At 65.0% G+C, this 14,781-nt stretch carries 14 protein-coding genes and 1 pseudogene; 13 read left to right on the top strand and 2 right to left on the bottom strand.

What is annotated here, in order from left to right:
- Positions 1-36: 36 nt before the first annotated feature.
- Positions 37-387, bottom strand: coding sequence for a hypothetical protein (locus ACEK02_RS30130; protein WP_371425104.1), 351 nt, complete (start codon positions 385-387; stop codon positions 37-39).
- Between the two features lie 36 nt (positions 388-423).
- The gene (locus ACEK02_RS30135) at positions 424-1,014 is read right to left on the bottom strand and encodes a helix-turn-helix transcriptional regulator (RefSeq protein WP_371425105.1); all 591 of its coding nucleotides are present in this window, start codon (positions 1,012-1,014) and stop codon (positions 424-426) included.
- 602 nt (positions 1,015-1,616) lie between these two features.
- Here ACEK02_RS30135 and ACEK02_RS30140 point away from each other — a divergent pair.
- The 13 genes and pseudogenes from ACEK02_RS30140 to ACEK02_RS30200 all read left to right on the top strand — a co-directional run.
- On the top strand, positions 1,617-3,653 hold the full coding sequence (locus ACEK02_RS30140; RefSeq protein WP_371425106.1) for a conjugal transfer protein TraG: 2,037 nt from the start codon (positions 1,617-1,619) through the stop codon (positions 3,651-3,653).
- A 2-nt stretch (positions 3,654-3,655) separates the two neighbouring features.
- Complete coding sequence (locus ACEK02_RS30145; protein WP_371425107.1) at positions 3,656-4,072, top strand: CopG family transcriptional regulator; 417 nt, start codon at positions 3,656-3,658, stop codon at positions 4,070-4,072.
- 32 nt (positions 4,073-4,104) lie between these two features.
- A complete protein-coding gene (gene trbB / locus ACEK02_RS30150) occupies positions 4,105-5,058 on the top strand; it encodes a P-type conjugative transfer ATPase TrbB (RefSeq protein WP_371425117.1) in 954 nt (317 codons plus the stop codon).
- Between the two features lie 2 nt (positions 5,059-5,060).
- Positions 5,061-5,396: a TrbC/VirB2 family protein gene (locus tag ACEK02_RS30155; protein WP_371425108.1), complete on the top strand. Its 336-nt coding sequence runs from the start codon at positions 5,061-5,063 to the stop codon at positions 5,394-5,396.
- On the top strand, positions 5,396-5,677 hold the full coding sequence (locus tag ACEK02_RS30160) for a conjugal transfer protein (protein ID WP_371425118.1): 282 nt from the start codon (positions 5,396-5,398) through the stop codon (positions 5,675-5,677). The genes ACEK02_RS30155 and ACEK02_RS30160 overlap by 1 nt, the downstream gene beginning before the upstream one ends.
- Positions 5,671-8,109: a conjugal transfer protein TrbE gene (gene trbE, locus ACEK02_RS30165; protein WP_371425109.1), complete on the top strand. Its 2,439-nt coding sequence runs from the start codon at positions 5,671-5,673 to the stop codon at positions 8,107-8,109. Before ACEK02_RS30160 ends, trbE begins: the two co-directional genes overlap by 7 nt.
- A 4-nt stretch (positions 8,110-8,113) precedes the next feature.
- Positions 8,114-8,860, top strand: a complete 747-nt coding sequence (gene trbJ, locus ACEK02_RS30170; protein ID WP_371425110.1) for a P-type conjugative transfer protein TrbJ — start codon at positions 8,114-8,116, stop codon at positions 8,858-8,860.
- A 104-nt stretch (positions 8,861-8,964) separates the two neighbouring features.
- The gene (gene trbL, locus ACEK02_RS30175; protein WP_371425111.1) at positions 8,965-10,263 is read left to right on the top strand and encodes a P-type conjugative transfer protein TrbL; all 1,299 of its coding nucleotides are present in this window, start codon (positions 8,965-8,967) and stop codon (positions 10,261-10,263) included.
- Positions 10,264-10,266: 3 nt separating this feature from the next.
- Positions 10,267-10,974: pseudogene (gene trbF, locus ACEK02_RS30180) on the top strand (conjugal transfer protein TrbF); the annotation flags it as partial.
- Between the two features lie 101 nt (positions 10,975-11,075).
- Positions 11,076-12,008 (top strand): P-type conjugative transfer protein TrbG, encoded by a 933-nt coding sequence (trbG, locus tag ACEK02_RS30185; protein ID WP_371425112.1) that lies wholly within the window; start codon positions 11,076-11,078, stop codon positions 12,006-12,008.
- A complete protein-coding gene (locus ACEK02_RS30190; RefSeq protein WP_371425113.1) occupies positions 12,005-13,204 on the top strand; it encodes a TrbI/VirB10 family protein in 1,200 nt (399 codons plus the stop codon). Before trbG ends, ACEK02_RS30190 begins: the two co-directional genes overlap by 4 nt.
- Positions 13,205-13,216: 12 nt before the next feature.
- Positions 13,217-13,441, top strand: a complete 225-nt coding sequence (locus ACEK02_RS30195; protein ID WP_371425114.1) for a DUF2274 domain-containing protein — start codon at positions 13,217-13,219, stop codon at positions 13,439-13,441.
- Positions 13,442-13,703: 262 nt separating this feature from the next.
- Positions 13,704-14,781: recombinase family protein (locus ACEK02_RS30200; RefSeq protein WP_371425115.1), on the top strand; the 1,078-nt coding region annotated here is incomplete at its 3' end.

Consider the following 14,781-nt stretch of genomic DNA (forward strand, 5'->3'; position numbering starts at 1 on the left):
CGACCATGGGGAGGCCGGATCGGTCAACGTTTAACTTCAGGCGACGCGGCGGAGCGGTGCCGGATCGGCCGCAACGATGCCGGGGCATTCCGGCACCACAGCGACAATATCGAGTTGCTCGGCCAGCGGGATCATCTGGGCATGCGCGCGCCGAATGACCGTCTGCGCCTGGAAGGCGAGGTTGCAGCCTTCGTTGATGAGCGCGAGGATATCCTCGCCAACGGTGACGCCGAGCGCTGCCGAGCGTCGGGCATCGAGCAGAATCGCCATGCAGCGTAGCGCCTGGGTGGCGGTGAGATCGGCGCTTTGTTCGAGCGGCAAAAAGGCATCGGCGATGGTTTGCGGCAGCGCGCGGCGCGCCAGGACGGTTTCACGATTGACGGACATAGCAATCTCCACCCGGCGGGCGAAGCGCGCCGGACCTTAAGGTTGGGCTCGGGTCATCAAGCGAAGCCAGGTCGCGATATGCTCGGCCCCATTTATCAGCGCAGGGGCGGCCACCAGAATCAGCGCGATCGCGCCAGCAATGGTGAACACTCTGCTGATGATTTTCAGGGGGTCTTGAACATCGGGGTCCGGCTCCGTTTCACTTAGGCGACGCGGCGGCATCGGCGAAGGCGGAAAGCCCTCGAAGCGGGTCTGACCGCCGTCTCTCAACCGCATCGTCGTCGCAAACTCTGGCCCGGAAATAGCGTGCGGACTCACCGGGAAAATTCCACCCCCCACTGGCGGGGGGGACGGTTGGGGGTATGGCTGGGCGTATGCTGGCCCTTCAGGCTGCGGCGCGCTCGGCGCGGATTTTACAATCGGCGGTTGCAGACCACGGTGGAACGCGGCTGCGCGCATCCGATTGGGCGCGCCAAGTTTGGTCATCGCCTTTTTGATATGCTCATCGACGGTGTTTTCGGACAGGCTCAGCGCGAACGCGATTTCCTTCGTGGTCAGGCCCTCGCCCACCATTTCAAGACATCTGGACTGTTGCGGGCTGAGCGCAGCCCCCCCGATTCGCCCCATGATTAATGATCATAGCCCAGCTGCACGTCGCGGTTAATCGACCAAAACGGATATGATTGGCCCCGTATCCGAGCCGTTTCAAATCCAGCCGTCGCTTTTCGGCTTGCGGCGCAAACAAAGCGCGCGACAACACTTTTTTGGTCGCTGCCGATAATGCCGCCATACTGGACACAGAATGCGATTGTCTTCGTCTCGCCAAGATCAAGGCCAGTTCAGTCACAGGTCGATCGCTTCGCGCTGCCAGCAAGACCGATAGCACTGTCCCAATGCCTGAAAGAAACAGCGCTGGGACCTGTCGATCCATCTCAATCAGGTGCTCGACGGTGCTGGCCAGATGCCACCTAATAACCCCGCAAGGGGGCCGTCCGCACACCAACCACGCTCCCTAATAGCAGCCGGTCCTCCCACAGCCAAAAGCCGCACTTTCGCGTAATCGACACCGATAGAGGCTGTGGAAAAATGGCTGGTTGGAAGCTTGTCGTACCGAGGTTCCCCAAATCGGTATTCAGCTGCACCAGACAGGCCCTGACCTCGCCTGCTCATTTCATAGACCTTAGCGGGAGAGCTCGCACAGACTGATTCTGGTGCGGGCGGAGGCCCGCATGACACCGACCAAATTGCTCATCGGACAAATAGTGGTGGTGTTTGCCATCGTGCTGGCGGGCGTCTGGTTTGCGACGCAATGGGCGGCGGCAGAACTGGCATATCAACCCGAGCTTGGATCGCCATGGTTCATCGCATTCGACCGTCCAATCTATTTGCCCTGGGCGCTCTTCGGTTGGTGGTTTTCGTTTGAGGCCTATGCGCCGACGCTCTTTGAAAAGGCCGGCGCTATCGCCGCTTGCAGCGGCCTCCTTGGCTGCGCCGCTGCGATCATCGGCTCACTCTGGCGCGCGCGCCAACGCAGTCACCTCACGACGTACGGTTCTGCCCGCTGGGCGGAATTGGGCGACCTTCGCAAAGCCGGGCTGCTCACGGAGTCGGGCGTCTTTCTCGGTCGAACCGGTCGACGCTACCTGCGCCACAACGGTCCCGAACATATCATGGCATTCGCTCCGACCCGCAGCGGCAAGGGTGTCGGCTTGGTTGTGCCCACGCTGCTTGGCTGGTCAGGCTCGGCCGTCATCCACGACATCAAGGGCGAGAACTGGCAGCTGACTGCGGGCTGGCGCCAGCGCTTCTCGCATTGCCTGCTCTTCAATCCCACCGATGCCCGCTCGGCGCGCTACAACCCACTGCTCGAGGTTCGCCGCGGGACCGACGAGGTCCGCGACGTCCAGAACATCGCCGACATCCTGGTCGATCCCGAAGGCGCGCTCGAACGCCGCAATCACTGGGAGAAGACCAGCCATTCCCTGCTGGTCGGCGCGATCCTCCACATCCTCTATGCCGAGGAGGAGAAGACGCTCGCCCGGGTCGCGACTTTCCTGTCCGATCCGCAGCGCAGCTTTGTCGCCACGCTCCGCCGGATGATGACCACCAATCATCTCGGCGACGACAAGAATCCCAAGGTCCATCCCGTCGTCGCGTCCGCTGCGCGCGAACTGCTCAACAAGAGCGAAAATGAACGCTCGGGCGTGCTGTCGACCGCGATGTCCTTCCTCGGTCTCTATCGTGATCCGACCGTCGCGGAGGTCACCTCGCGCTGCGACTGGCGGATCGCCGACCTGATTGAGGCCGAACGGCCAATCTCGCTCTATCTCGTCATCCCGCCATCGGACATCAGCCGCACCAAGCCGCTGATCCGCCTCGTGCTCAACCAGATCGGCCGCCGGCTCACCGAGCATCTGCACGCCGAGAACGGCGTCAATGCCGCTGCCCGTCATAAGCTGCTCATGATGCTCGACGAGTTTCCCGCGCTCGGCCGTCTGGACTTCTTCGAGACCAGCCTCGCCTTTCTCGCCGGCTACGGGGTGCGCGCCTTTCTGATCGCGCAGAGCCTCAACCAGATCGAGAAGGCCTATGGCGAGCACAACGCCATCCTGGACAACTGCCATGTCCGTATCGCCTTCGCGACCAATGACGAGCGGACGGCGAAGCGCATCTCCGATGCCCTCGGCACCGCCACCGAACAGCGCGCCATGCGCAACTATGCGGGCCATCGGCTGGCGCCGTGGCTCGCGCACGTCATGGTCAGCCGGCAGGAAACGGCCCGCGCCCTGCTGACGCCGGGCGAAGTGATGCAGCTTGCCAGCACCGACGAGCTGGTGCTCGTCGCCGGTACGCCGCCGATCCGCGCCACCAAGCTGCGCTATTATGAAGACAGCACTTTCAAGGCACGCGTACTGCCGCCGCCCGCGCTCGCGGACGGCGACTATGCCGATCGGCCAGCTGCGCGTGCGGATGATTGGGCCGGGATCGTCCGCGGCATCGATGCACGCCTTGGCGCTGCCGCCGACAGTGACGGTGACGATGTCGGCGGCGGTCTCGAGCAGGCTCGGCATCCCGGTCACGAAATCGACCGACCGGTGTCGCCCGATCCGATCAGCGCCGACCCGCTGGGCCTTGGTGAAGACGATGGCGATCTCGCCGCCGACCAGCGCGCGATGGACCAGGCCCGTGCCCTTGGAACGGCGCGCACCGTCTATGCGATCGATGCCGCCGACCATCGGCCGGGCGACCTGCAGCTGGACCTGTGACCATGGTCGAGAAGATCCGCCACCAGCTGTTCCTGCCGAAACCGGTAAGCGACCGCCTTGAGGCCTTGGCCGCAAAGCCGGGTGCGTCGAAATCGGCGATCCTGACGGACGCTGTCACAGCTTGGCTCAACCGGCGCGGCGCATCCGAACTGGAAGATCGCTTCGGCATCCGGCTCGATCGCCTGACCGCTGCGATCGGCCGGCTTGAACGCGACGGGCATATCCAGCTCGAAACGCTGGCCCTGTTCGTCCGCTACGAACTGGCGATCCAGGCCCCGCTCGCGGAGAACGATCATGCAGGCCGGGCTATCGCCGCCAAGCGATTCGAGGCCTTCATTACCCAGGTTGGGCGGCAGATCGCCGCTGGACGGCGGACGATCGCCGACGGGTTCGGCGGCGCGGCGGAGTCCGGCCGGTGAGCGCCGCTATCTCCGCAGACCGGCGGCGCGCGATGCTGCGCACGGCGATGGGACCGGCAATCGCGGAAGCCCTCGCCGACGCCCGTGTCATCGAGATCATGGTCAATCCCGACGGAGCGCTGCGCCTTGACCGACTTGGCGAGGGCCGCACTGACACCGGCGTGCGGATGGACGCCGCCCAAGTCGAGCGGATTATCCGTCTCGTCGCTTCCCACGCTCGGGCCGAGGTTCACGGTGACGCACCGATCGTCTCGGCCGAACTGCCACCGCGTATCGAGGGACGCGCCGGTGAGCGGTTCGAAGGCGTGCTGCCGCCTGTATCGACAGCACCCTGCTTCTCGATCCGCAAGCCCGCCGAGCGACTCTACAGCCTCGACGACTATGTCGCCGACGGCATCATGGCGCAGGCCGCTGCCGACCGGCTGAAGGCCTGCATTACCCAACGCTACAACATCCTGGTGGCGGGCGGCACGAGCTCGGGTAAGACCACGCTCGCCAACGCGCTCCTCGCCCAAATGGCCTGGGTCGACGAGCGCGTCATCCTGATCGAGGACACGCGCGAGTTGCAGAGCCCTGCGGCTGACACGGTAGCGCTCCGCACGCGCCCCGGCGTCGTCACGATGGCAGACCTCGTCCGCTCGACGCTGCGCCTGCGCCCCGACCGCATCATCGTCGGCGAGGTCCGCGGTCCCGAAGCGCTCGACATGCTCAAGGCCTGGAACACCGGCCATCCCGGCGGCATCGCCACCGTCCACGCCAATAGCGCGATCTCAGCGCTCTACCGGATCGAGGGTCTCGTGCAGGAGGCGGTGGTCACGGTCCCGCGCCGGCTCATCGCCGAGGCGATCGACATCATCGTCTTCATCTCCGGACGCGGCCTCCAGCGCCGCATCTCGAAGATAGCGCGTGTCGCCGGACTCGATCCCGACACCGGCGCCTACGCGCTCGCCGACTTCCTCTTGCCCCTCAACCCCCAAGGAGAATGACCATGCAGTTTGCCAATATTCCGTCTCGCGGATCGACCTTCCTCGTCGGCGCGGCGATCGGCCTCACCCTCGCCATAGCCCCCGCCGCGCAAGCCGCGGGATCAGGCATGCCGTGGGAACAACCACTCCAGCAGGTGCTGGAATCCGTCCAGGGTCCGGTCGCGAAGATCGTTGCCGTCATCGTGATCATCGTCACCGGCCTGACGCTCGCGTTCGGAGAAAGCAGCGGCGGCTTCCGGCGCCTCATCCAGATCGTCTTCGGCCTCTCGATCGCCTTCGCGGCGTCGAGCTTCTTCCTCAGCTTCTTCAGTTTTGGCGGCGGGGCGCTGATCGCGTGATCGGCCCAAAAACCTACAGCGCCCAGCATCTCGAAGGGTTCGAGGCTCCCATTCACGGGAGCCTCGGGTCGCCGATCCTGCTCGGCGGCGCACCGCGCGGGCTGGCGATCGTCAACGGAACGCTGGCCGCCGCCGTCGGCCTCGGCCTCCAGCAATGGATCGCCGGTCTCGTGCTCTGGGCGGTCGGCCACAGCATCGCCGTCTTCGCCGCGCGCCGCGACCCGGACTTCGCACCCGTGCTGATCCGTCATCTCCGCCAGAAAGGCTATTTAGCGTGCTGAACCTCGCTGAATATCGTCACCGGCCCGACCGGCTGGCGGACCATCTTCCATGGGCGGCGCTCGTCGCCCCTGGCGTTATCCTCAACAAGGACGGGAGCTTCCAGCGGACGCTGCGTTTCCGGGGCCCTGACCTGGAATCAGCGACCGAGGGCGAACTGATCTCGGCCTGCGCCCGAGCCAACAATGTCCTCAAGCGGTTCGGGACGGGCTGGGCGCTGTTCTTCGAAGCCGAGCGTCGCGAGGCATCTGCCTACCCCGACAGCGGCTTTCCGGATGCCGCATCCTGGCTGGTCGACCAGGAACGCCGCGCGGCCTTCCTCGGAGAAGGCGAGCACTATGAGAGTCGCTACCACCTCACGCTGACCTGGCTGCCCACGCCGGATAGCGCCGAGGCTGCCGGCCGTTCGCTGGTCGAGCGCCCCGATGCGAACAAGGGCCGCGACTGGCATGGGGCGCTATCCAGCTTCATCGCCGAAAGCGATCGCGCGCTGGATCTGTTCGCGAGCTTCATGCCCGAGGTCCGCGCCCTTGATGATTCCGAGACGCTGACCTTCCTGCATGGCACGATCTCCAATCGCCCGCATCATGTCGCGGTCCCGGAGACGCCGGTCTATCTCGACGCGCTGCTCGTCGATACGCCGCTGACCGGCGGGCTGGAGCCGCGGCTCGGCGGAACCCACCTTCGCACCCTGACCGTGCTGGGCTTCCCAAGCATGAGCCGGCCCGGCATCCTCGATGCGCTCAACCATCAGGATTTCGGCTATCGCTGGGTCACGCGCTTTCTCGCGCTCGACAAGAGCGACGCCACCAAGGCGCTGACCAAGCTGCGGCGGCAGTGGTTCAACAAGCGCAAGTCGATCACCGCGCTCCTGCGCGAGATCATGTACAACCAGCCATCGCAGCTGCTCGACACCGACGCCGACAACAAGGTCGTCGATGCCGACCTCGCGCTTCAGGTCCTGGGCGGCGACCATGTCGCGTTCGGCCACCTGACCACGACCATCACCGTCAGCGATAGTGACCGCGCCGGCGTCGAAGACAAGGTCCGGCGGGTCGAGCGGATCGTCAACGGGCTCGGCTTCACGACGATACGGGAAGGCGTCAATGCGGTCGAGGCGTGGCTGTCGTCGCTGCCCGGTCAGGTCTATGCAAACGTCCGGCAGCCGCTGGTCCACACGCTAAACCTCGCACATCTGATGCCGCTGTCGTCGGTCTGGGCCGGACCTGTTCGCAACGGCCATCTTGACGGTCCTCCGTTGCTCCATGCCAGCACAGCCGGTTCGACTCCGTTCCGCCTGTCGACGCATGTCGGCGATGTCGGGCACATGCTGGTGGTCGGGCCGACTGGCGCCGGCAAATCGGTTCTGCTCGCTCTGATCGCGCTTCAGTTCCGGCGCTACGCGGGCTCCCAGGTCTATATCTTCGACAAGGGGTTTTCCGCGCGGGCGGCCGTGCTGGCGATGGGCGGCGCTCACCACGCGCTCGGACTCGGTGCCGATGCCGGTGAGACGCTGGCCTTCCAGCCTCTGCGCAGGATCGACGATGCCACCGAGCGAAGCTGGGCGGCGGAATGGATCGCGGCCCTGCTCGCGCACGAGAAGGTGGTCGTCACGCCCGAGGTGAAGGACGCCGTCTGGTCGGCGCTCGGCAGCCTCGCGTCTGCGCCGCCGGAGGAACGCACCCTGACCGGGCTCACGCTGCTCCTCCAATCGAATGCGCTTCGCACCGCGCTCGGCGCCTACACGCTGGACGGCCCGTATGGACGGTTGCTCGACGCGGCCGAGCAGCACCTCGCCTTCGCCGATGTTCAGTGTTTCGAAACCGAGGCGCTTATGGGCCAGGCCGGCGTGGTGGCGCCGGTACTGACCTATCTCTTCCATCGGCTGGAAGAACGGTTCGACGGTCGGCCGACCCTGCTGGTGCTCGACGAAGCCTGGATATTCCTCGACCATCCGCTGTTTGCGGCGCGCATCCGCGAGTGGCTGAAGGTGCTGCGCAAGAAGAACGTCGCGGTATTGTTCGCGACGCAGAGCCTCGCCGACATCGCGTCGAGCAGTATTGCGCCGGCCATCATCGAGAGCTGCCCACAGCGCATCCTGCTGCCGAACGATCGCGCGATCGAGCCGCAGAGTCGCGAGGCCTATGAGCGGTTCGGACTGAACGATCGCCAGATCGAGCTGGTCAGCCGCGCCACGCCAAAGCGGCAATATTATCTGCAGTCTGCTCGCGGCAATCGGCTGTTCGAACTGGGCCTTGGTCCGGTCGCGCTGGCCCTGTGCGGCGCGTCCGACCCCGCCACGCAATCGCGGATCGACGCGATGATCGCGGAAGACGGCCTCTCGGATTTCGCGGCCCGCTTCCTCGGCGATGCCGGCCTTGACTGGGCCGCCGACCTGCTTGCCGATTTTCCCGTCCCCCAAGCAAAGGAGTAATGTGATGCGTTTCCTCACCCGAAAATATTTGATCGCGAGCGCGCTAGGTCTCGGGACGGCAGGCTCGCTCGCCATGGGCCTGGCCATGACGACTACGCCTGCCCACGCGCAACTGACGGTGTTCGATCCGAGCAACTACAGCCAGAACATCCTGACGGCTGCCCGGACGCTCACCCAGATCAACAACCAGATCCAGTCGCTGCAGAATCAGGCGCGAAGCCTGCTCAACCAGGCGAAGAACCTGACCACGATCGATTTCCCCGAGCTGCAGGCGCTGACTCAGACGTTGCAGCAGGTCGATCGCCTGATGGGACAAGCCCAGGGCATCCGGCTCCAGGTCTCCGGCCTCGACCAGCAATTCCACCAGCTCTTCCCGCAGAGCTTCGGCCAGGCATTGCGGATGAACGATCAGGTCGTTGCTGCGCGCTCTCGCCTCGACACCGCCATGACCGCCTACCAGCACACGATGACCGTGCAGGCGCAGGTTGCCGAAAACGTCGCGGCCGATGCCCAGACCCTGTCTTCGCTGGTCGCGAAGAGCCAGGGTGCCGAGGGGTCCTTGCAGGCGCAGCAGGCCACCAACCAGCTGCTAGCGCTCAGCGCTAAGCAGCAGTTTCAGATCCAGAACATGATGGCCGCCCAGTACCGCGCCGAGACGATCGAGCGCGCGCGACAGGCGCAAGCGCAGATCGATGCGCAGGCGGCGACCAGGAAATTCCTCGGTTCCGGCACCGCCTACACCCCCCAATAGGCGCGCCGGAGGGCAGCGACGGTCATGAAGACGCGCCCCACGTGTCGTCACCTCCCCCGCCCTCGCACTGCGGCCTTTTTCACTTCGCCGAGGAACCAGCAGCCGTGAATGATCTCAATGTCATCGACCGCTTTTTGGCAACGTTCATCACCTACATCGACGCCGGCTTCGGATTGCTCGGCGGCGACGTCCACTTCCTTACCCTGACCTTGATCGGCATCGACGTCACGCTGGCCGGACTGTTCTGGGCGATGGGCGGCGACGACAATGTGATCGGCCGCTTCCTCAGAAAGATCCTCTACATCGGCGCGTTCGCGTTCATCCTGAACAGCTTTTCGACCCTTGCCGACATCATCTTCCGCTCGTTCGCGCAGGCCGGCCTCACCGCGGGTGGCGGCGGCATGTCGGCGGCCGATCTCCTGAAGCCTGGACGTCTTGCAGGGACGGGATTCTCCGCGGCCTGGCCACTCCTGCAGCAGGTGTCTGAGCTGACCGGGTTCACGACCTTCTTCGACAATTTCCTGACCATCGCCGTGCTGCTGTTCGCTTGGGGCGTCGTCATCATCACCTTCTTCATCCTCGCGGTGCAGATGTTCGTGTGCGTAATCGAGTTCAAGCTGACCTCGCTGGCCGGCTTCATCCTCGTTCCTTTCGCGCTCTGGAACCGGACCAGCTTCCTCGCAGAACGCGTGCTCGGCAATGTGGTCTCGTCCGGCATTAAGGTCATGGTGCTCGCCGTCATCGTCGGCATCGGCTCGAACTTCTTCACCGAGTTCACGACCGCACTGCAGGGCCAGGAGCCGGACATCGGACAGGCGCTGAGCCTGATGCTCGCCAGCCTCACCCTGTTCGGTCTCGGCATTTTCGGTCCCAGCATCGCCTCGGGACTCGTCACGGGCGCTCCGCAACTCGGGGCTGGTGCCGCGCTCGGAACGACCGTCGGCGCGGCGGGGATCACGATGCTTGCAGGCGGCGCAGCCGTTGGCGGGGCGCGCGTACTTGGCGGCGCGGCACTCGGCGCGGTGCGGGCCGGCACCGCAATGGGATCAGCGGCTTCGACCGCCTACACGCTGGGCAAGGAGACCGCGTCGTCACCGACGATGGCGGCTGGCCTTGGCGGCGTGGCGCGCGCCGCCGGCAATGCCGCCCGCGACCGTGCATCGAGCGCGCTCGGCCTGGGCGAAGCCGCTTCGCAGGGTCGAACTGCCGCCTGGAATGCCCTCAACCGCAGCGGCCAGGCCGAAGCAGGATCATCCGCCGCCGCCGACGGAGCCCCTGCCTGGGCACACGCCATGCGTGGCCAGCAGACCGCCCGACATCACCGCCAGATCGCGCTGCACGCCTTGCAGCAAGGCGATCGCGGCGGTGCCTCCGCCACCCCCGATATCAAGGAAAGGGACTAGTCGATGATCTTCAAACGCGCCGTCCAGCGTTACGGACGAACCCCGGAGCCGGCGACGCCGTACCAGCGTGCCGGGCAGGTCTGGGATGAGCGGATCGGTTCCGCTCGCGTGCAAGCGCGCAACTGGCGCCTGATGGCGTTCGGTTGCCTTGCCCTATCCGGCGGTCTCTCGTCAGCTCTCGTTTGGCAGTCAGTGCAAAGCCGCATCACGCCCTATGTCGTGGAGGTCGACCGGCTGGGCGAGGCACGCGCCGTCTCGGAAGCGGAAGCGGGTTATCATCCCACCGATCCGCAGATCGCATGGCATCTGTCACGATTTATCGCGAACGTCCGCGGCCGATCGCTCGATCCGGTGCTGGTTCGCCAGGACTGGCTCGAAGCCTATGACTTCACCACCAAGCGCGGCGCGCAGTTTCTCGGCGACTATGCCCGAGCTGCCGATCCCTTTGCCAGCATCGGCGAGCGGACGGTGTCGGTCCAGGTGACGAGCGTGGTGCGCGCATCGGATCGGTCCTTTCAGGTCAAATGGACCGAGACCGCCTATGAGCGCGGCGCGCAGTCGGGCACGCAGCGCTGGACGGCGATTCTGACCGTCGTGATGCGGGCGCCTATCGATGCGGACACGCTCCGGAAGAACCCGCTTGGTGTCTATGTCGATGCGGTCGACTGGAGCCGGGAACTCGATCCTCCCGCGCAGTCGCGCCCGACACCGCCGCCTGCTGCCCTGCCGCCTGTCCCGGCAGGCCTGCCGCTCGGCTCTCCCCTCGATCCCAATCTCGCTGCTCCCACGCAGCCCGCCCAGGAGTCACGCCCATGAAATTCGTTCTCGCAGCGTCCGCCCTCGCGATCATCGCGGCGTCAGCGCAGGCCCAGACCACGACAGCTCAACCAGCACCGGGGCCCGTTGCAGTTGCCAAGGCGCCGCCAGCGCCGAAGCAGCAAACTCGGCGAGCGATCGCCCGGAAGCAGGCTAGCCCGATAGTGGCGCGTGTCGCTGCGGCCAATCGCGCAGCCACGCTGGAGCCGCAGGCGCAAGGGTTCGTGAATGCGGTCCAGGTCTTCCCGTTTAGCGAGGGCACGATCTACCACGTCTACACCGCGCCCGGGGCCGTCACTGACATAGCCTTGCAGGCCGGCGAAAATCTTGTGGCGGTGGCGGCCGGCGATACGGTCCGGTGGGCCATCGGCGACACGACGAGCGGAACCGGCGCGGACAAGCGCACGCACCTCCTGGTGAAGCCGTTCACCTCGGGCCTCGCGACCAACCTCGTCGTGACGACGGATCGGCGGAGCTACCACCTCCAACTCGCCGCAACCTCACATACCGCAATGGCCGCCTTGTCATGGACCTATCCAGCCGACCAGCTGATTGCGCTCCGCCGGGCCGCCGACCAGGCTGCAGCTGCGGCCCCGGTTTCCGAAGGACTGGCGGTCGACAGCCTCCATTTCAACTATGCGATCAGTGGCGACGCACCTGCATGGCGTCCCCTTCGTGCGTTCGACGATGGCCGGCAGACCTTTGTCGAGTTCCCCGCCAGCATCGCCGTCGGCGACGCGCCACCCCTTTTTGTCGTCGGGCCGTCCGGAGAGGCCGAGCTGGTCAATTATCGTGTCCGCGGCCGGTTCTATGTCGTCGACCAAATCTTCGACGCGGCCGAGCTCAGGTTGGGCACCAGGAAGCAGCAGGTTGTCCGGATCGCACGCATCGGTGACGTCACTCCCTCGCGAAAGGGGAAGCGCTCATGAGCGAGGAATCCATCTCTCCCGCCCCGAAGCTCGATCCCGAGACGTTGGCGATCCGGACCAAACCGGCGCGCGCGATCCGCTTTCGTCGCGGCTTCATCATCGCAATTGCCGCGCTCGGATCCGTCACTCTGGTAGTCGTCGCGTGGATCGCGCTGAAACCGCGCGTCTTCAGGGCGGTCCCAGACGCCCGAGAATTGTCGGAGCCGAGCAATCGTCCGTCGACTGATGCTTTGAACGGCTTGCCCGCAACCTATGGCGATACCCCGAAGCTCGGCCCCCCGCTGCCCGGTGACCTGGGCAGGCCGATCCTCGAAAGCCAGCGTCGCATGGCAACGGAAGCCGGCGTCGGCAATGATCCGTCGAGCCAGGCCCAGGCGCAAGAGCGAGAGCGAGAGCAGCGGCTTTCGGAGTTGAGGGCCGCTCGCCAATCTGGGGTGTTGGTGCAAGGCCGAGCTGCCACGTCGCCGATTGCAGCAGCCGACGCCGCAGCAACGCCGGCGGCCCTAACGCCAGAGGCATCGGGACCAACCCTCGATCCGGACCGGGACCCCAACGCTCAGGCGCGCAAGGCCCAGTTCGTCGGTGCGCTCGATCGCTCCGGGGATATCAATCCTCACACGCTGACGGCGGCACCGTCTCCCTATCTGCTTTCGGCGGGCAGCGTCATTTCGGCGAGCCTGATCACCGGTCTGCGGTCCGACCTTCCGGGGCTGGTGACGGCGCAGATCACGAACCAAGTGTTCGACAGCCCGACCGGTCGCATCTTGCTCATTCCACAGGGATCGCGGCTGATCGGGAGTTATGATAGCGTCGTGGCATTTGGCCAGAAGCGCGCGCTAATCGTCTGGCAGCGGATCATGCTTCCCGACGGCAGTTCGCTTCGGATCGATAATGTTCCGGCCACCGATGCATCAGGCTACGCCGGCTTGCAGGACAAGGTCGATTTCCACACCTGGGCCCTCCTCAAGGGCGTTGCGCTCTCGACCTTGCTTGGCGTCGGTTCGCAGCTGACGGTCACGGGGGAAAGCGATCTCGTCCAGGCAATCCGGGAATCGACGCAGCAGAACGTGTCGCGCGCCGGTGACCAGCTCACCTCCCGCAGCCTCAATATCCAGCCGACGATCACGATCCGGCCCGGCGCAACCGTGCTTCTGGTCGTCCATAAGGATCTCATCCTCGCGCCATGGACAAAATAGGAGAACGGAAAAATGCCCGACCTCAAGCTCGCTCGCATCCCCGATCGAACCCCCGTGAAGCTGACCATAAGCATCAGCCCGGATCTGCACGTCGATTTGGCCCACTACGCGGCCCTGTACGAAAATGCCTACGGCCAAAAGGAAGCTGTATCGGACCTTATCCCCTATATGCTTCGCGCGTTCCTCGACAGCGACCGCGGTTTCGCGAAGATGCGGCAATCTGGTACGAAGAGCTGAGCCATGCGGTCGCCGGGGCGTCCCGATGCTCGATCGAGCAAGCAAGGTCATCCCACTGCGGGGTCTGCACCCGAAGACACGCAGACGGCCCCGCTGTCAGGCGACACCACGCCGTGCGGAGTTGGCACGCGGTCAAATAGTCCGGATCCCCGTCTGATCGAGCTTGTCCGAGCTCTGGCGCGATGCGCGGCTCGCCGATATAGTGCGGACGCTGACAGGGAGCGTGTCCGAGACGGCTCCTGACGCAAGCAGGAGAACCCTTATGAAGGTTGCCCTCTACGCGCGATATTCGAGCGACGCACAGCGCGACGCATCGATTGCCGACCAGCTCCGCGTGTGCCGAGCACATGCCGAGCGCCAAGGCTGGCAGATCATCGAGGAATATACCGATCACGCCATTTCGGGAGCGTCGCTTCTGCGCCCTGGCATTCAGGCGATGATCGCCGATGCGCTGCAGGGCCGGTTTCAGATCGTCCTCGCCGAAGCGATGGACCGTCTCTCGCGCGATCAGGAGGACATCGCCGGGCTTTTCAAGCGCATGGCCTATGGCGACGTGAAGATCGTTACCCTGTCGGAAGGCGAAGTCACCCAACTCCACGTCGGTTTGAAGGGCACGATGAATGCGCTCTTCCTCAAGGATCTCGCCGACAAGACACGCCGCGGCCTGCGCGGTCGGGTCGAACAGGGTAAATCAGGCGGCGGTAATTCTTACGGCTACACAGTCGTCAAGCAGTTCGACGCACATGGCGAGGCCTTGCGCGGCGACCGCCAAATCGATCCTGATCAGGCCAAGATCGTGCGTCGCATCTTCGAGGACTATGCCGCAGGAAAATCCGCAAAACGGATCGCGACCGAACTGAACCACGACGGCGTCGCTGCACCCTCCGGTGGCGACTGGGGCTTCAGCACGATCAACGGCAATCCCAAGCGCGGCACGGGCATCCTGAACAACGAACTCTATGTCGGCAAGCTGGTGTGGAACCGGCAGCGTTTCGTAAAGGACCCGGTCTCCGGCAAACGGCAAGCCCGTGTCAACGACCCCGATGAGTGGCTGTCGTCCGAGGTGGCGCACCTACGCATTGTCGATGACGCGTTGTGGGCGGCAGTGAAGAAGCGCCAGGACATACAGCGCATCGCGCCTTTCGCGGACGATCAGAGCGGCAAGCCCCGGATCGATGAGCGACGGCGCGCACGCTACCTCCTGTCGGGTCTTACCCGGTGCGGCCATTGCGGCGGCGGCTATGCGATGATCTCGGCCGATATGCTCGGCTGCTCGACGTCGCGGAACAAGGGAACGTGCGCCAATCGTGTGAACATTCGCCGCGATGTGCTCGAGCAGC

This window comes from Tardiphaga sp. (assembly GCF_041424195.1).
Lineage (GTDB): Bacteria > Pseudomonadota > Alphaproteobacteria > Rhizobiales > Xanthobacteraceae > Tardiphaga.